General features: G+C 44.3%; 22 protein-coding genes and 1 pseudogene. 8 read left to right on the plus strand and 15 right to left on the minus strand.

Features of this window, described 5'->3' with window-relative positions:
• The 6 genes from RIC07_RS32295 to ruvC all read right to left on the minus strand — a co-directional run.
• The coding region (locus RIC07_RS32295; RefSeq protein ID WP_446398098.1) for a hypothetical protein at window positions 1-213 on the minus strand (213 nt) is incomplete at its 3' end.
• 8 nt (window positions 214-221) lie between these two features.
• The gene (locus RIC07_RS32300; protein WP_446384639.1) at window positions 222-635 is read right to left on the minus strand and encodes a DUF309 domain-containing protein; all 414 of its coding nucleotides are present in this window, start codon (window positions 633-635) and stop codon (window positions 222-224) included.
• Between the two features lie 69 nt (window positions 636-704).
• On the minus strand, window positions 705-1,070 hold the full coding sequence (locus tag RIC07_RS32305; RefSeq protein ID WP_446398099.1) for a ferredoxin-thioredoxin reductase catalytic domain-containing protein: 366 nt from the start codon (window positions 1,068-1,070) through the stop codon (window positions 705-707).
• A 240-nt stretch (window positions 1,071-1,310) separates the two neighbouring features.
• Window positions 1,311-1,454 (minus strand): hypothetical protein, encoded by a 144-nt coding sequence (locus tag RIC07_RS32310; protein ID WP_446398100.1) that lies wholly within the window; start codon window positions 1,452-1,454, stop codon window positions 1,311-1,313.
• A gap of 5 nt (window positions 1,455-1,459) precedes the next feature.
• On the minus strand, window positions 1,460-2,626 hold the full coding sequence (locus tag RIC07_RS32315) for a DUF58 domain-containing protein (protein ID WP_446398101.1): 1,167 nt from the start codon (window positions 2,624-2,626) through the stop codon (window positions 1,460-1,462).
• Between the two features lie 62 nt (window positions 2,627-2,688).
• The gene (gene ruvC, locus RIC07_RS32320; protein WP_446398102.1) at window positions 2,689-3,204 is read right to left on the minus strand and encodes a crossover junction endodeoxyribonuclease RuvC; all 516 of its coding nucleotides are present in this window, start codon (window positions 3,202-3,204) and stop codon (window positions 2,689-2,691) included.
• Window positions 3,205-3,655: 451 nt separating this feature from the next.
• On the opposite strand from ruvC, the gene RIC07_RS32325 reads away from it, so the two are divergent.
• Both RIC07_RS32325 and tsaE read left to right on the plus strand, forming a co-directional pair.
• The gene (locus tag RIC07_RS32325; protein ID WP_446377233.1) at window positions 3,656-5,026 is read left to right on the plus strand and encodes a gluconeogenesis factor YvcK family protein; all 1,371 of its coding nucleotides are present in this window, start codon (window positions 3,656-3,658) and stop codon (window positions 5,024-5,026) included.
• Between the two features lie 12 nt (window positions 5,027-5,038).
• Window positions 5,039-5,497, plus strand: a complete 459-nt coding sequence (tsaE, locus tag RIC07_RS32330) for a tRNA (adenosine(37)-N6)-threonylcarbamoyltransferase complex ATPase subunit type 1 TsaE (RefSeq protein WP_446398103.1) — start codon at window positions 5,039-5,041, stop codon at window positions 5,495-5,497.
• 185 nt (window positions 5,498-5,682) lie between these two features.
• Here the strand turns inward: tsaE and RIC07_RS32335 are convergent, their stop codons facing one another.
• Together RIC07_RS32335 and RIC07_RS32340 are read right to left on the minus strand one after the other, a co-directional pair.
• Complete coding sequence (locus tag RIC07_RS32335; protein ID WP_446398104.1) at window positions 5,683-6,621, minus strand: ParA family protein; 939 nt, start codon at window positions 6,619-6,621, stop codon at window positions 5,683-5,685.
• Between the two features lie 366 nt (window positions 6,622-6,987).
• Window positions 6,988-7,851: a ParA family protein gene (locus RIC07_RS32340; RefSeq protein ID WP_446398105.1), complete on the minus strand. Its 864-nt coding sequence runs from the start codon at window positions 7,849-7,851 to the stop codon at window positions 6,988-6,990.
• A gap of 17 nt (window positions 7,852-7,868) precedes the next feature.
• Between RIC07_RS32340 and RIC07_RS32345 the strand changes: the two genes are divergently transcribed.
• The 3 genes from RIC07_RS32345 to RIC07_RS32355 all read left to right on the plus strand — a co-directional run bounded on the left by RIC07_RS32345 (window position 7,869) and on the right by RIC07_RS32355 (window position 9,899).
• Window positions 7,869-8,033: a hypothetical protein gene (locus RIC07_RS32345; RefSeq protein ID WP_446398106.1), complete on the plus strand. Its 165-nt coding sequence runs from the start codon at window positions 7,869-7,871 to the stop codon at window positions 8,031-8,033.
• A 91-nt stretch (window positions 8,034-8,124) separates the two neighbouring features.
• Window positions 8,125-9,225 carry an AAA family ATPase gene (locus tag RIC07_RS32350; RefSeq protein WP_446398107.1) on the plus strand — a complete coding sequence of 367 codons (1,101 nt, stop codon included), beginning with the start codon at window positions 8,125-8,127 and terminating at the stop codon, window positions 9,223-9,225.
• Window positions 9,225-9,899 (plus strand): DUF4276 family protein, encoded by a 675-nt coding sequence (locus RIC07_RS32355; protein ID WP_446398108.1) that lies wholly within the window; start codon window positions 9,225-9,227, stop codon window positions 9,897-9,899. Before RIC07_RS32350 ends, RIC07_RS32355 begins: the two co-directional genes overlap by 1 nt.
• A 99-nt stretch (window positions 9,900-9,998) precedes the next feature.
• Here the strand turns inward: RIC07_RS32355 and RIC07_RS32360 are convergent, their stop codons facing one another.
• The 7 genes and pseudogenes from RIC07_RS32360 to RIC07_RS32390 all read right to left on the minus strand — a co-directional run bounded on the left by RIC07_RS32360 (window position 9,999) and on the right by RIC07_RS32390 (window position 18,996).
• A complete protein-coding gene (locus tag RIC07_RS32360) occupies window positions 9,999-12,620 on the minus strand; it encodes a DNA translocase FtsK (protein ID WP_446398109.1) in 2,622 nt (873 codons plus the stop codon).
• A 130-nt stretch (window positions 12,621-12,750) separates the two neighbouring features.
• Window positions 12,751-14,736: a P-loop NTPase fold protein gene (locus RIC07_RS32365; protein ID WP_446398110.1), complete on the minus strand. Its 1,986-nt coding sequence runs from the start codon at window positions 14,734-14,736 to the stop codon at window positions 12,751-12,753.
• A 58-nt stretch (window positions 14,737-14,794) separates the two neighbouring features.
• Complete coding sequence (locus RIC07_RS32370; protein WP_446398111.1) at window positions 14,795-15,658, minus strand: transcription factor RcaD; 864 nt, start codon at window positions 15,656-15,658, stop codon at window positions 14,795-14,797.
• Window positions 15,573-15,824 (minus strand): hypothetical protein, encoded by a 252-nt coding sequence (locus RIC07_RS32375; RefSeq protein ID WP_446398112.1) that lies wholly within the window; start codon window positions 15,822-15,824, stop codon window positions 15,573-15,575. Before RIC07_RS32375 ends, RIC07_RS32370 begins: the two co-directional genes overlap by 86 nt.
• 6 nt (window positions 15,825-15,830) lie before the next feature.
• Window positions 15,831-16,817: a glycosyltransferase family 2 protein gene (locus RIC07_RS32380; RefSeq protein ID WP_446398113.1), complete on the minus strand. Its 987-nt coding sequence runs from the start codon at window positions 16,815-16,817 to the stop codon at window positions 15,831-15,833.
• 124 nt (window positions 16,818-16,941) lie between these two features.
• On the minus strand, window positions 16,942-17,922 hold the full coding sequence (locus tag RIC07_RS32385; RefSeq protein WP_446398114.1) for a glycosyltransferase: 981 nt from the start codon (window positions 17,920-17,922) through the stop codon (window positions 16,942-16,944).
• A 32-nt stretch (window positions 17,923-17,954) separates the two neighbouring features.
• Window positions 17,955-18,996 (minus strand): annotated as a pseudogene (locus tag RIC07_RS32390) (Npun_R2821/Npun_R2822 family protein).
• A 166-nt stretch (window positions 18,997-19,162) separates the two neighbouring features.
• Here RIC07_RS32390 and RIC07_RS32395 point away from each other — a divergent pair.
• The 3 genes from RIC07_RS32395 to RIC07_RS32405 all read left to right on the plus strand — a co-directional run.
• Window positions 19,163-20,143 (plus strand): glycosyltransferase, encoded by a 981-nt coding sequence (locus RIC07_RS32395; protein ID WP_446398115.1) that lies wholly within the window; start codon window positions 19,163-19,165, stop codon window positions 20,141-20,143.
• Between the two features lie 539 nt (window positions 20,144-20,682).
• Complete coding sequence (locus RIC07_RS32400) at window positions 20,683-21,615, plus strand: glycosyltransferase family 2 protein (protein ID WP_446398116.1); 933 nt, start codon at window positions 20,683-20,685, stop codon at window positions 21,613-21,615.
• A 3-nt stretch (window positions 21,616-21,618) separates the two neighbouring features.
• A partial coding sequence (locus RIC07_RS32405; protein WP_446398117.1) for a hypothetical protein occupies window positions 21,619-21,872 on the plus strand: 254 nt, incomplete at its 3' end.

Here is a 21,872-nt window from a genome sequence, read left to right on the forward strand (position 1 = left end):
TTCCGTTATCGGTGAGGAGGGCGGGTTTTGTTTTTCCGTTATCGGTGAATAGCTGAATTTAGTCCCTAAACCCGCCCCTACAATTGTCCCTAAACCCGCCCCTACAATTGTCCCTAAACCCGCCCCTACAATTGTCCCTAAACCCGCCCCTACAATTGTCCCTAAACCCGCCCCTACAGTACCTAAACCCGCCCCTACAGTCCTTAAACCCATCCCTACAATTAACTTAAATTAACTCGAATAATTTTAGGTAAACGAACAATTTCTGACGCCCCCTCCTGACTGAGTTGATTTGCTGTTAATGACTTTACTAAATCAGCAATGCCTTCTGCTCCGGTTTTTTGCAGGGTTTGCAAAAGCTGATAACTATGGTCAATTAACTCTGTAACCTGAATTTCCTCATAAATAGGTTGGTAGTCACCTAAGCGTCTAATTCCCTCCCCAAGCAAGATGACAGCGCCACGCCAGTTAAGATTATTGAGATGGTAGCAAGCTACCGAAATTTGTAATATACCTTGATAAAACTGTTTGTTTGGTTCGGCAGCCTCCATCCACAATGCCTCTAAGGTGTCATGACAGGCATAGAATTCCTGTTGATTAAATTGCTCGACACCTTGCCAAAATTGCTCAGTCATAGGTGATTAATTCCAGAGTATGAGTCATTGGTCATTTAGAGTTGAAAATGACCAATGACTTAAAGACAATTAAGCCATGCTATCTCGAACGGATTGAAGCTCCTCGATGGTAATTTCCTGCTGTTCTCCAGAAAATTCGTTGTCTGGTGTCAAAAACAACATACAGTGGCATTCTTTGCGCTCACGCATGGGGATGCAAGGACAATTCCAGTAGGTGGCTTTCACCTCCGCTTCTTTGTCTTCGTAATGACGGCATGGACATAGGGGTGAACCTAAATCATCTTTGTGTTTCGCCAATCCTTCGATGACGACAGCCGTTACCGACGGGTCAGCACAAAAGTAGGTGCCCGTTCGTTTAGCATAAGTTTCGGCAAAATTCTTCATCGCCGCCAGTGTTTTCTCATTGGAAAGATTTGTGCTTTCTGATGTACTCATAAGTAAAATTCGCTAGATACCCTATTTCTTAGTGTGGTTGTTCACTTTTCTTTGCATTTTAACGCAAGCCTTCTAAGGAGTCGGATTTTCATGAAAGCTCGGTTGAGTAAGGGTGTCGGGTGTCGGGTGTCGGGTATCGGGTGTCGGGATGGAATTGTCTGTTGGAGCCTAAAAAATCTCACACCTACCACCATTCACCTCACCTATTCATCCACAATGTTTTTTTCAAACAGGCTCCGTTTAATACATAGCTCCCCAAAATTGCTCGCTTTCCCCCACACCCCACACCCCACACCCCATACCCACACCCAGTATCCTATCGTGGGTAATGTGGCTTAAGTTGACACCCATGTACTGCCCACCAGCCTCATCTGAGCGTGCCATTCCGGTTAAATCCGGCTAAGGGACTGTTGTAGCTGACGTTGTAAGGGTTCCTCTTTATCAATAATTTGACCCGCGCAATTGGTCAGTCCTGAGGTGTGCCGTTCTGGTTGGGCTACTGTGGATAGTGACCAAAATAACCAACGACTACCCGGAGGAAGGGAATTGAGACTGGCGGATTGTTGGGTGAGCCAAATTAAGGGAAGATGGGGAGGATCGCCAGCGTCTGCATCTTCTCCCGGTTGGGTCGCAGCTAGGGCTTCTAAGACAACTTGATTCCCATGTAATAATCCGGTTCTAGCTGTCCAGAGTCTAGCGTCAAGCTGACGAGAACAGGCATAGAAATAGAGGGAAGCGGCAGCAATCACGGCTGATTCAAAATCCTCAGATTGCCAACTTACCGCACTATCAAGGCAAATGACAATTTCTTGAGACCCCGTAAAGACTTCTAACTCCCGTACCATCAATTCTCCATACCGGGCGCTGGTACGCCAATGAATCAGACGAGTTGGATCACCCACCCGGTAAGGTCGTAGCGATCGCGTCAGGTCTTCGGTGGCGGATTGAGAACGGCGATCGCTTAACAGTTGTAAACTATCATCTGTGCCAATTTCGTCAACGATTGGACAACTGGTTAAGGGTAATACTGTAGGATACACAATCGCTGTGGCTGGCGCATGGCGGCTACGACGACACCAAAATAATCCTAAGGGGTTTCCAGTTCTTAGTTGGATTTCATGCCAGTGGTAGACCCCCCGCTTTTGGGTGGAATGGAAATAAACCCAGTGATAGACCCCCCTCGGCGCAATGGTTTCGATCGCGGTTTGCATGGGTTTTCCCAGTTCCGATTGGAGAATGTCCTGAACTTGTAATAACGTTTTTGGTTTAGGGGTGGGATTTTCGATATCAATTTCAATGGTGAGTTCGTCACCCACACTAACCGGAAAGAGGGGATGTCGGTGAACTTTAAGATGACGTAGCGATCGCGGCGGTAAGATGACAGCTAACCCCAATAGCGCAAACGTTATACCACTGATGACATACAGCCACCCTGACATAGTATTGGTCGCCGCACCAAAGAAACAAATCGCAATACCCGCTAATATCCATCCAGCATAAGCAGGAGTCACCCAATGGGTTTCTAACCAATCCGTGATTCGAGTGATGATGCCCATTTTACACACTCCTTACCCCGCTTAGGCTTTTATCTTCTCACATTAAATCAAACAATAGATTATTACTGCTGATGAAACCATGCCGTTAACGCCACCGCCAAAGCATCTGCTGCATCATCTGGCTTAGGTATACTCTCTAAATTTAACTCTCGCGCCACCGCTTGCTGTACCTCGTGCTTGTCCGCATTCCCGTAACCTGTCAACGCTTGCTTCACCTGCCCAGGTGTAAACTCTACCATTGGCACCTGATGCTGGGCTAACACCAAGGTGACCACCCCCCGTGCCTGAGCCACAGTAATTGTATTACCCATCCGGTAAAAAAACAGCTTCTCTACGGCAACTAGATCCGGTTGGCACTGCTCCAGGATCGTATGTAAATCTTCGTAAATTGTACAGAGTCGCTTTCCCAGTTCCGTCCGCGCTGGCGTCTGAATTACACCAAAATCCAATAACTGTACAGATTCAGATGTCGATTTTCCCCGAACCTTGGTCATTTGTTTAACTTCGGCGTGGCAGATAATTGCCCCAAAGCCTAAAATCGCTAACCCTGGGTCTAGTCCTAAAATTCGCTTTCCCATCGACCTTGCCGTATCCTAGAACACCAGTCTAGTGCATGATGGCAAACGTTTCTGAACTCAAAACTCATACCAAGTTGCGTTCTAACGTGTCATTCTGAGCCAAGCGAAGGGTCAAAACTTCCTCATTCAGGCAGATGCCATGAACAGTAAGACCTGAATTCAAGGGATGATTGTGTAGCTCGTGTTACAGTTTTGAGGAATTCTAGGAGCGACTGCGATGACACCGACTGGTGTTCTAGTCGTTGTGATTATTTGACGTTCTCCGTTAGATTAATCAGTCGTCCCGGTATAATTTCCAGAATGTATCCTGACCAACCTATCCTCCCAGCTAATAAAAGAATATGGCACAGTTGACAGCAGACAATCCTACACCTCCCGTCAAGGACTTGAGCAATTGCCCTGCTCTTAGCTAAAGTCTATCCAGTTTTGTTCTCCGTTTCTGGTATCAGCAATGTCCTCAATTAGTCTCCTCAAACGCGCTCTACGAACCCTGCATAACGAGTCAAGAGGTAGGACGCCCCGACAAGTGAATCGGTGGTTTAAGTGGTTAGCCCCTGGACTATTCGTCAAACGCTGGTTGCTTCTGAGTGCCATAGGCGTACTACTGACGAGTCTGGGGGTAGCGATTTGGGCAAAGCTGACCCCCATTTTTTACTTAATCCAACTCACGTCCACCATTCTGGAAACAATCACCACGGTTATTCCCAACTATGTATCCGGACCGATCGCGATTATTTGTGGTCTAATGTTTATCTTCTGGGGACAAACCCGGACGGTGGGTTCGATTACTGAGGCACTAAAACCCGGAGGCGATGAAGAACTGGTAGATGTGCTGATCGCCCATCGTCGCCTGTATCGTGGTCCGAAAATTGTCGTCGTGGGAGGCGGTACTGGGTTGTCTACCTTACTCCGAGGACTGAAAATTTACAGCGCCCATATCACTGCCATTGTCACCGTAGCCGATGATGGCGGTTCCTCTGGGCGGCTGCGGCAAGAATTTGGGGTTCTGCCTCCGGGAGATATTCGCAACTGTTTGGCAGCTTTAGCAGACCAAGAAAAACTATTAACCGAACTGTTTCAATACCGTTTCTCAGCGGGGAATGGTCTAGTGGGTCACAGTTTTGGTAATTTATTTTTGACGGCAATGAGCGAGATTACGGGGGACTTAGAACGGGCAATTGCCGCCAGTTCTCAAGTTTTAGCGGTGCGAGGGCGAGTTCTTCCGGCGACATTGAGTGATGTCTGTCTCTGGGCAGAATTAGAAGATGGGCGTCGGATTGAAGGCGAATCGAATATTACGGCTGCCAATGGTAAAATCGTCAAGATGGGTTGCACGCCAGAAAATCCTCCGGCTCTTCCCGCTGTTCTCAAAGCGATTCACGAAGCCGATTATATTATTATTGGTCCGGGTAGTCTGTATACCAGCATCCTGCCGAATCTGTTAGTACCAGAAATTACGGATGCGATCGCGGCAAGTACTGCTCCCCGAATCTATGTGTGTAATATCATGACTCAACCGGGTGAAACGGACGGATATACGGTTGCTGATCATATTCGCACCCTGGACAATGCTTGTGGTCACTCTTTGTTTGATGCGGTTTTGGTGCATCGAAAAGTGCCTTCTGCTGAAGCCTTGATTAAGTATGCCCAAGTCAATTCCCACCCGGTTTTTCTGGATCGCGAAGCAACCGAGGAGTTAGGACGCCGCATTGTTTTAGCGAATGTCATGGATGAAGATGAGCACACGAATCTAGTGCGCCATAATCCGGAAAAGTTAGCACGGGTGTTACTACGTTGGTATAGTCGCGCTCATCTGATGTAAAAGGGGTCAGGAATGACTAAATTCCGTCTAACCGATGCACAAGCCACGCGATCGCTAGGTGTTCGTCTGGGGGAATCTTTGCCCGCAGGTACTGTGATTTTGCTAGAGGGAGATTTAGGTGCGGGTAAAACCACACTGGTGCAGGGAATTGGTGCAGGCTTGGGAATCACCGACGCGATCGTCAGTCCCACGTTTACTCTGATTAACGAATATCCCGAAGGACGCATTCCCCTCTATCATCTAGATTTGTACCGCCTAGAACCGGAAGCCGTAGCCGCCTTAGACCTAGAAAGCTATTGGGAAGGCGTGGAAATGCCCTTGGGAATCGTCGCGATCGAATGGGCGGATCGATTACCCTATTTACCAGAATCTTATCTGCATTTGAATTTAACCTATTTAAGTGAAGGTGGACGTCAAGCCCAACTGATTTCTGTCTCAACGGGGAAATCTGATGCGGCGATAGAACTATAGCTATAGCTTTTACTTATCCATAGCTTTTAGATTATTAAGAAGCAAGGATAAAACAGTTCGTAGGGGCGGGTTTCACCATTATCATTTATTGTCACCCAGATGTCACTAAACCCGCCCCGTCCAAATTATCAATTTCCTCCTGACGAAAAAGGACGAATGACCAAGGACAAAAGACTAAGGACAAATCACTCCAAATTCGCCAAATTCATTTTACTAGAGCCCTTTTTAAACTCATTCTGATAGGCATTTATTTTCTCGACAAATTCTTCTGTCAACCGCATAAACGCTTTTGCCCCTGAAGAATTGGGAGAAGCGATAACCGCAGGCATAAAACTATCAACCGCCTTAGCCACATTCACATCCATCGGAATGCGATTCTTAAACAATTGCGTCGGAACAAAATCTTCGGTTACCCGATTCATCACCTGCTTGTAATATCGACCCAGCAATCCTCCGGATAAAATAAAGACAATGCCTAATAACTGTAGGTCGAGAGACATGTTAGACTTATGACTCTCCTTCAATTTGGCAATCCGCCGTTCTAAGAGTTGAATTCCCACAACCGATAAAGGTTCAGGACGAGCCGGAAGTAAATAAAAGTTACTGGCAACAATACCGCTACGAGTTAACAGATTATAGCCAGGAGCGCAATCTAAGATAATAAAGTCATAGTTATCTATCACAGGTTCTAAAATACTTTTAATCAACAGCCGCTCAAACCGATTCCACACCTGATTAAAATTGGGAGTCTCTTCGCGACTGGCTTCTTGATGCAGCATCTCGGAGACTAAATACTCATCATACAAATCGATATCTCCCGGCAATAAATCCAGTCCTTTTACCGAACAAACGTAAGATTGAATAACATCCTGAATCTTGAGTTTTGCGTGGCGATTGGGACGAATTGCCTTATCAATTAACTGATTCAGCGTGCGTCTCGCTTTTCTAGCTTTAGCAAAATCTTGAGGGGCGATTAAGCTGAGTGTAGCGCTGATTTGGGTATCTAAATCAACCACTAAAACCCGTTTTTGATGCTGTTTCGCCAAGCATGTTGCCAAGTTGACGGTTAGCGTCGTCTTTCCGACGCCGCCTTTCATGTTAACTGTGGCAATGACAAATCCCATGATAAAATCCTTTTGGAGAAACGTTACCCAGTTAGGTATCAGCCAACCTAGATTATAAACGCCATATTGCGTCTGAAATTTTCCTAGCTTTCGGCAACAGTCTACTATGGTAAGCGATTTTACCCATCAAGTGAACAAGTTTCTGTAGGGGCGGGTTTCACAACTATCGTTTCTTTCCCCACCCATAAGTAACTAAACCCGCCCCGCCCCAAGGGTATAATTATCACAGGGTACGTTTTTACCCCCGGTTTTAACCAGACGGGCGGGTTTAGTCAGTTATGGGTTTGTGCCAAACTGTTATCCGTAAAACCAGCCCCTACAACCCCGCATTCCTATCCCTTACCCCAGCTTTCCCACTCCCTGACACTACGCAATTCGCTGGAGAAATTCTTTGGTTAACTCGGTAAACGCTTTCGCCCCCGTGGAGGTGGGTTCGGTGAGAACTACGGGTTGAAACTCATCAACGGCTTTAGCGATGGCGACATTGGTGGGAATTTCGGTGATAAAGACTTTATCGTCGCCAAAATCAGAACGGACTCGCTTCTTGACTTTCCTTGCCATCGTCGTCGCATGACCGAGGGAGGAAAAGACAATACCCAGTAAATTGAGTGTAGCGCGATCGCTCTGCTTAAGTCTCCGGATACGACCTTCCAAAATCCCCATCCCCACAACCGATAGAGGTTCAGGCTTAGCGGGAATCAGATAAAAGTCACTGGCAATCATACCACTGCGCGTCAGCAAATTATCTCCTGGCGGAAAATCCAAGAGAATCCAGTCATAATTGGGAATAATCGGTTTAATTATCCGCTTCACTAACCCATCTTCCAGATGATTCCAGCCTTTTTCAAAGTCTTTCTGATTGCTATGGGCTTGTGTATAAATCTGGGTAGCTAATAAGAAATCATTGTACAGTTCGATATTACCGGGAATCAAGTCCAGTCCATTCACCTGACAAATGTTGGGGACAATCACATCCTCAACGGTAGGGGAGGATAACGAATCAGATTGAAGGGCTTGATTGACTAATTGTTGTAGCGTGCGCTTTTGTTTACGGCATTTTGTAAACTGTACCGGAGGGATTAGGCTGAGAGTCGCATTAATCTGGGTATCGAGATCAACGATTAAGACTCGCATCCCATGTTCTTTAGCCAGACTTGTCCCCAAGTTGACGGTGAGTGTGGTTTTGCCCACACCCCCTTTCATATTGACGATTGAAATAACGTGTCCCATTCATGGTTGTTTTGACGATGGTTATATCATACTCTGATCTGCCTGATGCGGTGGAGACAGGGGCGTTAGTCAGGGCGGGTTTAGTCACTTATGGGTCAAAAATAAACGATAATTGTGAAACCCGCCCCTACACACAACTATATAATTGGCAAAGAGAAGGGTCTTACCTAATTTCCCATTGAATGAGAAGAATCAACAAAGATAGCAACTCTGGTGAAGACTATAGGATAAAATATTATTAAATTCCTGTATAATGTAAAGTTTGGATTATTTATGTTGAAAACTCTTAAAATCAAAGGCTATAAATCTATTCGAGATATGGAGTTGGAGTTAGCACCCATAAATATTTTAATTGGGGCGAATGGGGCTGGCAAATCTAATCTCATTTCTTTCTTTAAACTATTACGCTGGATGCTGCAAACACCGGGACAGTTACAAGTATTTCTCGGCAAATCAGGAGGGGCTAACGCTTTGCTGTTTGATGGCGCATCTGTCACGCCACAAATGGAGGCAGAACTTCATTTTCAAACAGAAGCCGGACGAAACGACTACTTTTTTCGGCTTTTTCATGCTGCCTCAGATACGTTCATCTTTGCCGAAGAAAAATATCGCTTTTCCCGTACCACGTTTAATGGGCTTGCTGATTGGATTTCATTAGATGCAGGTCAGCGAGAAGCGAAACTAATTGATAGCACCAATTCAGGCAATCCAACAGCTAAAACTATTTTTAAACTGATGCAAAGTTGTGCAGTTTATCAGTTTCACAACACATCGGAAACGGCTCGGATTAGACAACGATGGAATATAGACGATAACCGATATTTACGAGAAGATGGAGCCAATTTAGCTCCCTTTCTCTTGCGTCTCAAAGAAACAGAGCCAATTTATTATAGAAGAATCGTTGATACTCTGAATTTAATTGCCCCATTTTTTGCTGATTTTGTTTTAGAACCAGTAAGTAACGCTGTTATTCTTCAATGGAGAGAAAGGGAGACTGATTTAATCTTTAGTTCGGCTCAAGCCTCAGATGGCACATTGAGGACAATGGCATTAGTTACCCTTTTACTACAACCCAAAAGTGATTTACCGGATGTTTTGATTTTGGATGAACCTGAGTTAGGTTTACATCCTTATGCGATTAATATCATCGGTGGTTTAATTAATAGTATTTCTGTTTATAGCCAAGTCATCTTAGCTACTCAGTCCACCCTGTTAATTGATTTATTTGCCCCTGAAGACATTATCGTTGTCGAACGAAAAAATCGTCAATCTTATTTTTATCGACAAAAAACCGAAACACTGGAAGATTGGTTAGAAGAGTATTCATTGTCTGAGCTATGGAATAAAAATATTATTGGAGGAAGACCGAGCTGATGATTCGTTTACATATTGTTGCGGAGGGTCAAACAGAAGAAGAATTTGTCAAGTCGGTTTTAACGGAACATTTGGGAATTCTTAATATTTCAACTGATGTTCATTGCATTACAAGTAAACGAACGAAAAAGAAGGTTTATCGAGGTGGAGCCGTCAGTTATGGAAAAATCAAAAAAGATATTATGCTCTGGCTCAAGCAAGATAGGAATCAGGAAGCAAGATTTACAACAATGTTAGATTTATATGCTTTACCGAATGATTTTCCTAACTTTGCTGAATCTCAAAATAAGTCTGATCCCTATCAAAAGGTTGAACAACTAGAAGCAGCTTTTGGGAATGACATTAATGACCCTCGTTTTATTCCTTACATTCAATTGCATGAATTTGAAGCTTTAATTTTATCTGATCCCCAAAAATTAACCGAGAGATTCCCTGATTATCAAGTAAACATACATAAACTATTAGCCGTTTGTGAAAAATTCACATCTCCAGAACTCATTAATAATGGCTCAACTACAGCCCCTTCTAAACGCCTTAACAAATTTATTCCTGGCTATGAAGATGCAAAAGTTTCTGTAGCTCCTTTAATAGCTAAAAAAATTGGTTTACCAACCATCAGACAGAAATGCCCTCATTTTAATGCTTGGATATCCCAGTTAGAGCAGTTAAGATAGATCAACTCAATTTTAGAGACAAAACTCTCACACTCCCTCTGCGTACCTCTGCGTTAAAACCTCTGCGTACCTCTGCGTTGAAAAAATATAATCCCCCCTTCACAATTCAATCCTTCGAGCAAATAAACTCTGCAATCGCTGCAACTTTGCTCCCACTTGATACAGTAAATCTCCTTTCCCCAACAAATACGCCACTTCCGATTGTTTTCCCCCTAAAATAATCTCAGAATCCGCTTCGCTAGCTGTCCGCAACGCGACTCTTCCCGGTAAATTTGACCGAATAATCGGTGTAACCACTTTCGCCTCTGGACGTTGCGTGGCAATAATTAAATGGATACCCGCCGCTCTCGCCATTGAACCTAATCGTTTGATACTTAATTCTAAAGCATTGCGGATATCTTTTTCGGTCATAAAGTCAGCATATTCGTCAAAGATGCAGACAAGACGAGGTAAAGGTGGGTTATTCTGTTGATTATAAGCATCGAGGTGAGAACATCCGGCTTGCTCAAATCGCTGATAACGCCGTTCCATTTCTGTGACTAAACTTTCCATCAAAGCGATCGCATCTTCGCTATCCTTAACGATAGGAGAGTACAACCAGGGGATTTGCTCGAATTCGGGAAAGGTGACACGCTTGGGATCAACCAGGGCGATTTTAAGCTGTTGGGGCGAATGGCGATAGAGTAAGGATAACAGGAGCGATCGCAAAAATTCACTCTTCCCGCTTCCAGTTGTTCCCCCCACCAAAAAGTGACAGGTATTCGCATCCGATAAGTCGGCTTCTACGAGTTTCCCATCTAAATCCACACCAATGGCAATTTTTACGGGAGCCTGCGTTGGTGTTGTCTGGGGTGTGATATAATCCTCAAGCCGCGCTACTTGTCGATCTGGACGCGGTAAATCAACGCTGACATAGCCAGGTTGGGGCGCAATTAGGGGAGGATGAGTAATCCCAAGCTGTACCTGTAAATCAGCCGATAATCTCAGCAACCTGTTAACCGTTACCCCCAGACTTGGTCTCAGTTTTACCCGGATAAAGGCGGGACCAACGGCGGTTCCCACACAGGTAACGTCTATTTTAAAGGATTGTAACGTCTCAACTAACCGTTGCGCGATCGCATCACTGTTCGTAGTAAGCGCTTTAGCGCCATCATCGTTCGTAGTAAGCGCTTTAGCGCCATCAGCCTTTGTCGTAGACGCTTCAGCACCATCAGAAGTCCCCTCATCTTCCCCTTTCCTGGGCTGTGTATCTGTACTCCTGACTTCAAAGTACGTTTGACAGGTTTCCTGTTGAGGACATATATCACACAAGTGAGTATTCGACGTGAGCGGTGGCGGATTTGAATGAGTCTGTTGCCAACTCACCCAGTCTTGCATTTGCTGTAACTTATGGGGAATCAACTCATGAACAGCTATTTCCAACTGTTCCCAAGAATAAGCATACTCCTTAAATTCTGGGAGAACACAATACACCGCTGAATCAACCAGCACTCCTTTCGTTTTTTGTAGCATATAACCATAGAGTGCCACTTGAGCTAATTGCGCTGATGGGTCAACAGGTTCGTAGGTTTTATAATCAATTAAACAGAGACGATTGCGTTCAAAATTAAACACTAAACTATCAAATCGACCCGTCACCTCCTGGGTTCTCCCATTGGGGATAGGAAAGCGATAACTCAGCTTATGTTCTTCCAGAATAAAGGTTTGATTAATCACCGTTTGATGCAAACAATAGCGGCGATTTACCACTAATAATTCGACCCAACGCTGAATTAGAGCGGTTAAGCCTTGCCACAGCTTTGGCAATACCGTCGCCATTTCGGAATGGGATTCGATGTAGGGAAAAAATACCTGTTGATAGAATAACTGCTGCATCCCCATGGTGACAGCTTCGCTATTTAATTGATCAGCGGACGGTTCTAATAAGTCGGAAAAGTGGTGATTTTCTTGAGCGAGTTTGATAAATTGTTGGGCTAAGGTGTGAAAAGCGGTGCCAATTCCGATAGATTGACCGGGTGGGATAAATAGAGTGTTACCATCAAAGTGTTGTTTTAAATAGAATAAACGCGGACATTCAAACGCCACGCGCACTTTAGTTGCACTGAAGGGAGGATGTTCTGCTGTTTTTGTTTGTCGCTTTGGTGTCATCACTACTGGGGGTGGAGTAGGCGGCTGTGTTAATTGTAATAAATGGTGATGCACATGAGCCAAATAAACCGTGTCCATTTTGGCATAGTGCAGTTGTTTGGCGGTGAGGGGGCGCTGTCCCCAATCACTGTTTTGTTCGGTTTTATCAACGTTGGTGAAGTGACAGAGTTCAACAGCGAGGGTTTTGAGTTGTTTGTTGGAGACTTGCAGGGGATTTTGGCGGGAATTTCTGGTGAGTTTCCGGACGAGTTTGAAGGTACAGGTGATATTTTGGGCTTGTTGGCTCCCGCCGAGAAATCTTAGATCAAAGCTGGCGTTGTGAAAGACTTTCTCAATGTCGGGATTAACCATAATCTGAGCGACGAAATCCTTGACTAGGTAAGGGTTATCTAGGACATCAAGGATATAGGCGCGATCGCCGGTTCTGTCTGTGGGATCGGCTAATATTTGAATTAGGGAGAGTCTGGGGTTTGATGTGTGCCAGTCGGCGACTTCTGTGTCTAGCCAGAGAATTGGATAGGTGGCGAGTTGGGATATAATTTGGCGGATTTCATTGGGGGTGGTGAGGTACATGGGAGGATTTTTTTAAACGCAGAGTAACGCAGAGGTAAACGCAGAGGGCGCAGAGGGGTAAGTGGGGTTTAGTGTTGCTCTATTTGGGTTAGAAATGTTGACGTTGCTGAGGACGAGTTTTGAGTCAGGATTATTTAGGTTGGGGGGATGTGTTGTTTTTGATTGGGGGTTTCCAGCAGACGGATTGATCTTGGGGTTTAGCGTCAGGGGGGATGAGGGTGATTTGGTTTTCTTGACAGAGTGTCTGAATTTGCTGATTGATTTGGGATTTATCGATATGGGAGAAGTCTTGCAGGGTTAAATCAACTAATTTTTGCCGTCCAATCATAAATTGGGTTTTGACGAGGTTTAAGAGGAAGTCTTTAATTTTTTCTAAATCGGGATCAGGCTTAATAATGGGTTTAGATACAAGTCCTAAATCTTGTAACAATGGACAATTCTGTAAAACGTGAGATTGTCGAATCAATTGTTCTAGCGTAGGGAGAGTGAGGGTTTTCTGGTTAATGACTAATTCCCCAGCACCGGCGGAGTTGACTAAAAGCTGATAGGTTCTCAGGTAGTGGATAGAGTCGAGATGGGGGGTAAGATGACGATGGGGCTTACCGTTGAAAAGTCTCTTAAACAGTTGATATCCTCTATTCTTGGCTTGACCCAGTTTTTCGGCTCGAATCAGAATCAGAGTATCACAACAGTTTCTTCTCAGGTTTTTTTCGCAGGCGTTCATCGCTGCATTGAAGCTTGTCATGTTGGGTTCTTCGTTCCAGAAAATTCCTAGTCGTTCAGTTTTATCGGGATGCTGATAACTGAAGGAATAACTACTATACTTGGCATGATTTAAAAGATGAGGGTCAGTGTTGATCTGCAAGGCGTTCATTGCCTGTTGCAACATTTGTGTCAGATCAACCGATGAAAATTGACGAATTCGCTCGACTTTTTGTTGGGTTTTGTGGAATTCTTTAAGCCAAATTAATTTAAAAGTGGCAACGGCATCTTCTATTGGTGGTTTATGACCTAATTTATGTTCAATAAATAATTCTCCGCCAAGTCCTAATACATTTCGCAAATTGGCTCTACCCCCAGGAAATTTTTGCTCCAATGCTTGTTTCTGGAGAGGATAAAGGGGAGAGTCGGGTTTAGGAGTCGCTTGATCATGCAGGGAATAGAGTCGGGTTATCCAGAGGGCTTCAGCTTGTTCAAGGTTTATTGATTTTAGACGAACTTGTTTTTCAATTCCGGCTAAATCGGATTGTTCGAGACGTTCTTTACTCACCTTCCATTGATTCGTTACAATGCTGATAATAACCAGAATATTTTTAAGATATTGATTGTGGAACGTTCTATTAAGATTAAATAAGGATTGTAAGTTGGGAATTCCATCAGCAAACTTCGGTGTCATTTCCGCTTGATCGAAGCAGAGAACAATGGGTTTTGTCGATGCTGAAATTCTGCCAAAGTTGCCGATTATTCCCCGCGCGGCTTCTTCATTATCGATAGGCTGATTAACCCCTAATGCATTGAGGTCATCTCGATCTAAATTTTCTCCTCGCAACCAGTCACAAGCCAAAAAATATAAATCCTGATTCGTGAGACCATACAATACACCAAAGAAATCTCTTGCCTGATAAATACCCGAGGGATAAGTGCTTCTAAAATTGCGAATAAAAAGTCCTCGTTCCCCCAGGATTCTCTTCATCATGCTGCGATCTTTAAACGCTGATAGTCCTTTCAACCAAAGAATTAATTGAGAACTTTCTTGTCCTTCAGGCTTTTGCATCAGACTATCTACCATTTGGCGCAACGTATGTCGCCAAATATGCTGATTATCTGCCCAGGGATCAATATAGATAAAAAAAGCGTCAGGGTTAAGCTTTTTTTTAAGACGTCCTAATAAATAACTTTTCCCTGAACCCGAGTCTCCATCCAGTAATATCGTCCGTGTCCGCTGATCTCTGGCGACTAATCGGAGAACCTCAGTCACCTGAGTAATTGCTTCTTGGTGAATTGAATCAACTGTGGCGGCGACTTGTTGATCTTCTCGCCAAAAGTTTCCGGTTTTAAAGGTTACCGGATCAAAAGGGTTGACTTCTTGTTTTATAATTTCATCAATGTTTGCCATGATTATCTTTAGAAGTGATTACAAACAGAATTGGCGGGTATGGTGAAAAATGAGTCCGCTAGTTGACAATAATAAAAAATAAAGATCCGCCAATTTCTTGAGGAATCCCAGCTTGAAGTTGTTCTGAGGTATAGTGCATCGCCTCAACTAATGAACTCAACTCAATTTTGTCTTCCCGTTGCAAACGATAGAGGGCTTGATCTAAGTCATCCCTAGATAAGGGAGGTTGTAATTTCTGACGCAGATGAAAAATGGGTAAATAATTGTCGGTTCCTAGTTTTTTATCTAACTGCTGAATCAGTTGTAAAATTTCTGTATCTGTTGGTTTCTGGGTCAGTACAGGTTCTGAACTCAACGAAGGTTGGGGTTGGGTGACAGTTACAGACGGATTCACTTGACTCGGAAGTGATTTTCGCAAAAACAGCAGATAATTCCCCAGCAGTTCTAAGCTAATTACTGGATTTGTGCCTTTTTTCGGGATATAATCCTCTCGTAGCTGATCGAGTCCGCGCTGAGTCATCCACACTTCAGCCTTTTGGCGTTTCAGTTGTTTTTCGACTTCAATGAATCCCCGTTCATGGAAGCGTTGTAAAATAGCATCGCGTTCGGCTGACTTCAACGACTTGATATCGATTTTGCTGGGTTTAACTTTTCCCGATGCTTTACCGATACTGTTGAGTACCCTAAGTTCACTGGGAGAGAGGGGAACTTGATCCGGTTCCACATTCAACAGAGCGCGACCGGGTGGTAAAATTTTAACCGATGCGATTTCACGGGAGAAATCGAGCCAACCCCGGGTTTCTAAATCGCGGACAAGTTTGTTTTTGCCTTTGATACTATTGAATGGTTTTGCCGACAGTGGAGAACGGTAGTCCGGACATCCTAGCAGTTTCAGGAGAAATTTTAGCTCCTTGGTTTCCATGGAAATGCTTAACCTCATCTATCGTTAATTCTACTTTAGCTTGAGGGGTGATCGCAACGGCAAGGGTATCAACGTCTTCATCAGTTAGGTTTGTAGTCAGCACTTTAGTGCTAGCAGCGCTGAAGCGCTTACTACAAACTGTGCGATCGCACGCTTCATTCGCCAAGAACTCTCAACCCGCTTCTCGCACCTGATCCGTATAATCTTTGGGACGCATTTGACGAAATAGTTGCAACGCTGCTTGGCGCAAACTGAGGGGTAAATAGGATAAAATTACTCCCAATTGCGCTTTCCGAGAACTGCCAATAATCTCCGCCACCTCTTGCAACATTTGACGCCCCTGAACCGTATCCCCATTTTCAATTAATCGTAATCCCAAAGCCTCTTTTGTCCATGCCAATTTTTGTATCCGTAGTTTCTCTAATTCCTGATCGGGAAATCGATAACTATCAATACAAAAAACCTTCGCCTTCAAAAAATGCAAATTCTGTCTTAAACTCGTCTGTCCCCCGTGAAACCGATACTCCATCAAATACTCTGGCAAAAAATACCCCTGCTTCCCCGCGATCGCTAATCGTACCAGTAAATCAAAATCCTCGCAGCCATCGGCTTCTGGGCGCATATAGTCCACATCCTGCAAACAGGCGCGACGAAACAATGTCGAACCCACCTGCAAACTCTGATATTGAAACGTTTGCCGCATTAAATCAGGAATTATACCGGGCTTCAGCTTATCTTTGCCCCATTTCGCCGCATTCTCTTTCGTCGCCGACTCCACGCGATTGCCGTTTTTATCAATAACCCAGTGATTCGTACAGACAAAATCAACACGGGGTTCCGTCTCTAAGACAGCCACCGTTTTTTCTAGGAACTCCGGTGTTAGGGCGTCATCATCATCAAATTTGATAAAATAGTTTCCCTGTGCAGCATCAAAACCAGAACGCATATTTTTACTGCGCCCTATATTCTTAGCATGGCGGATATAGCGAATTCGGGAATCATTCCACTGACTGACAACCGTCGATGTCTCATCAGTTGAGCCATCGTCGCAAATAATTAACTCAAAATCTTTATACGTCTGACTCAGAACACTGTTGACTGACTCAACTAGATAGTTGGCACGATTGTAAGTAGGTATACAAACACTAACTTCAGACATAATAAATAGGCTTAGCTAATTCGCCAATGAACAGTAAATAGGGAACAAAAAATAGCTGATCTTGTCTTAGTCAATCACTTTATATGTATAAAATTGCTGACCTCAATCCACTTCTTACCTTAATTTAAATAGTATTAAGAATATCGACAAGTCTGCGCCTAAAAAGATTATCATTCTGGTGATACCAGTCACGAGCCTTATCCCCTAAGCTTTTTTTAGTCAGATAATCCATTCCTAAAACTTCGTTTACCTTTTGTTCTAATGCCTGGGTATCAACGTGATAATTGATACCCAGACACTGAACACTCGTCAGACAATAATCCACTAAAATTCCTCTATCAGGTGCGATCAATTCATTCATCGGTGGTGCATTAGTGGTAATCGTTACTGAACGACAGCTCATCGCTTCGGCAATTAAATGACCAAAACCCTCTGCTTCTGAAGGACACAGGTGAATACCATGACTGTTCTGATAGTCCCTTAATATTTTATCATCCAGATAGTGAGTAATATACTCAATATTAGTTGTACTCATTGAGTCAGGCTCTTGCCAATTCCGCCGGATAGTCAGGGGGGGCCACTCTGGATGACGCCGCCAGAGGTTGATAATGATATCTGTGCCTTTCTGAGCGCTTTTACCTGCCAGATGGAAAAATTTATCGTAATTTTTGCTGGATTGAGGGTTAAATCGGTCAAGACTCGTAAAGCCAATAAATTCAGTCTTGCAGCCTAACTTATCAAAAATAGCTTGCGCGAATTTGGTTTTACAAAGGATGTAGTCAAACTGATTTAAAAAAGGACGCCAGTCGTCTCGTAACCATTCCTGATTGGGAATTAGGCAATTGAGGTGAGCATACGGAAACCAAGCGGGGATGACATATTCAAGAAATAAATTAATGTCATAAGGAGGATTTTTGTTTATCAATTCGCTGGTAAACCGATTGACGTAGGTTGATAGACGCTGAATTTTATGGTCAAGTGTAGGTTTGCCGACTTCAAACACAGTAACCTTGAAATTAGCTTTTTGCAAGACTTCCCTGAGAATACTCGCGTCTCTACTTAAACCAAACTTATTATCAACCAGGATTATATTGACACGCTTCATGCCCACTCCAATAACCATCAATTAATAGTAATTTAGTATTGCTTTTGAAATAAACGATAAAATTTTACTTTGACCGTTTTAACAAATTCTTTAAGCTTGCTTGTCTGTTCGTCTAGCCAATTGGGAGGATGCAGTGTCTTAGGCTTCTGCTGAGGAGCTTGGTAAAATCGGTAATGTAAAAACTCATCTTTATACGGTATTTTAACATCTTGCCCTTGACTCAGACGCGCAAAATCTTGAGACGAGTAATTCATATAGTGAATCCGGTGAATAGGTTTTAATCCTTGCTTATTATAAAGAATATGATCAATCTTAACAAAAGAATCGGCACCAGCACAGTTACCCGTTCGCTCTTGGGGATTATCGCTAAGGGTAAAATTAAACAATGAATAATCACACCGAAGGGTCATATAATTAAACAAATTGACCTCCCCCCCACCAGTCATCCCCATTTATCCATTTAACTTCATTCTGTTCAATTAAAAGTTTCTTGAGTCGCTCGATTGTATTGGCATCAAAAAAGCCTCGTTTAGAAGCAAAAAAACTTCCGCAATGAAGTTTTGGACGAATCTCGGCTTCTGAGTAACGACCAGAGGCTTCAACAATAGAAATATTTAACGCTGCCACATCGGTTGGCTTACTATGTTCCCAATCATCAAATACAAAATCATACTGATATAGTTTGTCAAACACACTATCCAGTGACTTCATAGCTAAACTGTCAGCATCATAGAATACAAACTTGTCAAAATAACCATCAAACGCAGCAAATTTTCTCTGCAAATGACCGCCATACCAGCGAGGACGTTTAACATACTGTTGACCAGCCCGAGGATGTGCCGCCCAAATCTGATGGGCAAAGGCTTCCCAACGCTGAATAGAGTCCCAATTATCAAACAGGCTGACGTTAGGTCTAGCGTTTAACTCTTCCTCCACTCGATTAAGTTGAGTATCATAGGGAATAACGCAAACGGGAATATCTGGACTCACATTCGCCTCAATGCTATTGAGCAAGGCAACGAGTTGGTCATATACAGCATCATTGGCTAAGGTATAAATACCCATGCATTGCATACAGGAACATCCCACATTTTAGGGTTTCTCAAAAGCTTAACTCATTCAATGTAAAATGGCAGGACGGCTGGGATAACGGATTAGACAGAAAGCTGTAACGGATGGCGAGAGGGGTGACATAAAACGCAAACCATAAACCATAAGACAACCTACTTAGCTTAATCAGATGACTCTTAATCGCACCACCGATAGCCAACCCCATCCCTCCTTTGTCCCCAAGGTATCCGTCGTTGTCCCCATCTACAACGGTGCAGCCGATATACCCGACTTAATCCAGTGTCTCTTCTCACAAACGTACCCCAAGGATCAGGTAGAATACCTCCTCGTAGACAATAATAGCCGCGATCGCACTCCTGACATTCTGCACCAAGCCGCTCAAGATGCCAAAGCTCAAGGTATCACGCTTCACCCCCTCACCGAAAACCAGATTCAAAGTTCCTACGCGGCTCGCAATACAGGCATAAAAGCCTCCACTGGTGAAATTCTAGCCTTCACTGATGCCGATTGTCGCCCCCTTTCCCAGTGGTTGAGTCTCTTAGTTCAACCCTTTGCCAATCCTCAAATCGGATTAGTTGTCGGGGAAATTTCTGCTTTACCCGGTAAAACCCTGCTCGAAAAACATGCCGAACGTCAAGAAACATTAAGCCAAAAAAATACCCTTGATCACCCATTTTATCCCTACGGTCAAACCGCCAACTTAGCCATTCGTCGCCAAGCCTTACAAGAAGTCGGCTTATTCCGTCCCTACATGACAACCGGAGGAGATGCTGATATTTGTTGGCGAATTCAGCGCCAGACTCAATGGCAACTCGACTTTGCCGAAAAAGCCATTGTCCAACACCGCCACCGCACGAACCTAAAGGAATTTCGCAGCCAATGGCAACGCTATGGGCGTTCTAATAAATACTTACACGAACTGCACGGCGTCGAATTGCAACCAAAATTAACCTCAAAAAAATCGTTCTATTTAATCAGTCGCTGGTTGCTCAAGGAATTGCCAGTAACCAGCGGACAAGTTATTGCCGGAAAAGCCTCTTTGGGGGATGTACTAAAAACTCCCATTAATCTGTACGGCGCTTGGTATCGTGACCTCGGACAACAACAAACTTACCTGGATAAAAAAGTGAATGAAATTGAGTGGCTGTAAAGAATTTTTGAATTTTTAAGGGTGTAGGGGCGGATTTTACCATTATCGTTACTTGCAACCCAGATGTGACTAAACCCGCCCCCTCTGAATGACAGCGTAACGCCGATTTGCCGATGCGCTGAATCTTGTGTTACCGAACAATTGGGTCTAAAGCCTCGTCTTTTAGGACGACTTTGTGTTAGAATTAGCTTAGAGGAAAGGGTATTAAACCTCTATAAAAACCCAGAGCCGAGAGGCATCGCACCTTGAAAACTAGGCTTAGAGGGTTCTGTACAGGAAGGCTTGTACAGGTAAAAAGTCTAAGCAACAAGCACCAGAAAACACATTCTTTCTTGTTTTCAATAGTACGATAGGGCATATCGAAACTAGCTTCTGCAATGGAGCAAAACGCTTCTGGAGAGATGTTCCTCTGGTATGAAATAGGACCCCTGTTTCATAGTTAAGAGCGCTCGATGAAAGAAGAATCCTCACGCCTTCAGGCTGAGGAGTGTCAAAACAGAGCTGTTTAGACTCCCTAGCAACGACTCACCCCGACAGTTATGCCAACGCCTCAGATTGCCGCGATTATCTGTACTCACAACCGAGATGCTTATCTAGGCGCTGCCATCGATAGCCTATTAGCCCAAGAGTGTGATAATTTTATCGTCGTAGTGGTCGATAACGCCTCTAGCGATCGCACTCGTGAGATTGTTGAAGCCCGTATCTCTCATCCTCAGCTCAAATACGTTTACGAACCCGTCATCGGTCTTTCCGTTGCCCGTAACACTGGCGCAAAGGAAACCACTGCTCCCATTCTCGCCTATTTAGATGATGATGCCGTCGCCAGTCCCCAATGGTTGAGCGTTCTCCTAGACGCTTATCAACAGAATGAACAATTAGCAATCGCTGGCGGGAAAGTCACCCTAATTTGGCCCCCCGGCGTCGAACCTCCTAGCTGGATATCCCCAGAACTCGCTGGCAATCTGGGACTGTATGATCTCGGAGATACTGTTGTCTATATCCAAGAACCTGGTTTAACGCCCAGAGGCTTAAATTACTCCATCCGGCGTACCTTCTTAGAACAAATTGGTGGCTTTGATCCTAACCTAGGACGTCAAGGTAAAAAATTATTATCCAATGAAGAATTATACATGACCGAACTTGCCCTCAAACAAGGCTGGCAAGTCGCCTATCTTCCCGATGCATTAGCCGCCCATAACGTCGCCCCAGAACGCCTCAAAGCAAGCTGGTTTTTGCAGCGTAGCTGGTGGCAAGGGATTAGCGAATGTTATCGCGAAGAAGTCGCAGGTCGAACTGGGGTACGTCAGCTAGGACGAGGAGGAGAACGCATAGCCCGAGGACTCTACAAATCCGCGAAACATTTGACTGACCCAGCCAAACGGTTCGATAATCTAGTTTATGCTTATGGGCAGATTGGTTATCTAAGCGCTGCCATTCAAGCTATGCTAATCAAACCCAAAGATGAGGGCTGAATTATGAGGGAGCTGGGGAAGCTGGGGGAGCTGGGAAAGCTGGGGGAGCTGGGGAAGCTGGGGAAGCTGGGGAAGCTGGGGAAGCTTAGGGAGATAGAAGACAAAATTTCTATTCCCTATCCCCTGTTCCCTGTTCCCTGTTCCCTGTTCCCTGTTCCCTGTTCCCTGTTCCCTGTTCCCTGTTCCCTGTTCCCTGTTCCCTGTTCCCTGTTCCCTGTTCCCTGTTCCCTGTTCCCTGTTCCCTGTTCCCTGTTCCC

This window comes from Coleofasciculus sp. E1-EBD-02 (genome assembly GCF_040218245.1).
In the GTDB taxonomy this organism is placed as follows: domain Bacteria; phylum Cyanobacteriota; class Cyanobacteriia; order Cyanobacteriales; family Coleofasciculaceae; genus Coleofasciculus.

Bases quoted from the DNA above. Each gene is read 5' to 3' on its own strand.
- RIC07_RS32370 (WP_446398111.1), bottom strand. From the start codon at position 15,658: ATGGAAACCAAGGAGCTAAAATTTCTCCTGAAACTGCTAGGATGTCCG.
- RIC07_RS32340 (WP_446398105.1), bottom strand. From the start codon at position 7,851: ATGGGACACGTTATTTCAATCGTCAATATGAAAGGGGGTGTGGGCAAA.
- RIC07_RS32395 (WP_446398115.1), top strand. From the start codon at position 19,163: ATGACTCTTAATCGCACCACCGATAGCCAACCCCATCCCTCCTTTGTC.
- RIC07_RS32315 (WP_446398101.1), bottom strand. From the start codon at position 2,626: ATGGGCATCATCACTCGAATCACGGATTGGTTAGAAACCCATTGGGTG.
- RIC07_RS32310 (WP_446398100.1), bottom strand. From the start codon at position 1,454: ATGGCACGCTCAGATGAGGCTGGTGGGCAGTACATGGGTGTCAACTTA.
- RIC07_RS32365 (WP_446398110.1), bottom strand. From the start codon at position 14,736: ATGGCAAACATTGATGAAATTATAAAACAAGAAGTCAACCCTTTTGAT.
- RIC07_RS32345 (WP_446398106.1), top strand. From the start codon at position 7,869: ATGGTTATATCATACTCTGATCTGCCTGATGCGGTGGAGACAGGGGCG.
- RIC07_RS32300 (WP_446384639.1), bottom strand. From the start codon at position 635: ATGACTGAGCAATTTTGGCAAGGTGTCGAGCAATTTAATCAACAGGAA.
- RIC07_RS32380 (WP_446398113.1), bottom strand. From the start codon at position 16,817: ATGTCTGAAGTTAGTGTTTGTATACCTACTTACAATCGTGCCAACTAT.
- RIC07_RS32305 (WP_446398099.1), bottom strand. From the start codon at position 1,070: ATGAGTACATCAGAAAGCACAAATCTTTCCAATGAGAAAACACTGGCG.
- RIC07_RS32335 (WP_446398104.1), bottom strand. From the start codon at position 6,621: ATGGGATTTGTCATTGCCACAGTTAACATGAAAGGCGGCGTCGGAAAG.
- RIC07_RS32355 (WP_446398108.1), top strand. From the start codon at position 9,225: ATGATTCGTTTACATATTGTTGCGGAGGGTCAAACAGAAGAAGAATTT.
- tsaE (WP_446398103.1), top strand. From the start codon at position 5,039: ATGACTAAATTCCGTCTAACCGATGCACAAGCCACGCGATCGCTAGGT.
- ruvC (WP_446398102.1), bottom strand. From the start codon at position 3,204: ATGGGAAAGCGAATTTTAGGACTAGACCCAGGGTTAGCGATTTTAGGC.
- RIC07_RS32350 (WP_446398107.1), top strand. From the start codon at position 8,125: ATGTTGAAAACTCTTAAAATCAAAGGCTATAAATCTATTCGAGATATG.
- RIC07_RS32385 (WP_446398114.1), bottom strand. From the start codon at position 17,922: ATGAAGCGTGTCAATATAATCCTGGTTGATAATAAGTTTGGTTTAAGT.
- RIC07_RS32400 (WP_446398116.1), top strand. From the start codon at position 20,683: ATGCCAACGCCTCAGATTGCCGCGATTATCTGTACTCACAACCGAGAT.
- RIC07_RS32325 (WP_446377233.1), top strand. From the start codon at position 3,656: ATGTCCTCAATTAGTCTCCTCAAACGCGCTCTACGAACCCTGCATAAC.
- RIC07_RS32360 (WP_446398109.1), bottom strand. From the start codon at position 12,620: ATGTACCTCACCACCCCCAATGAAATCCGCCAAATTATATCCCAACTC.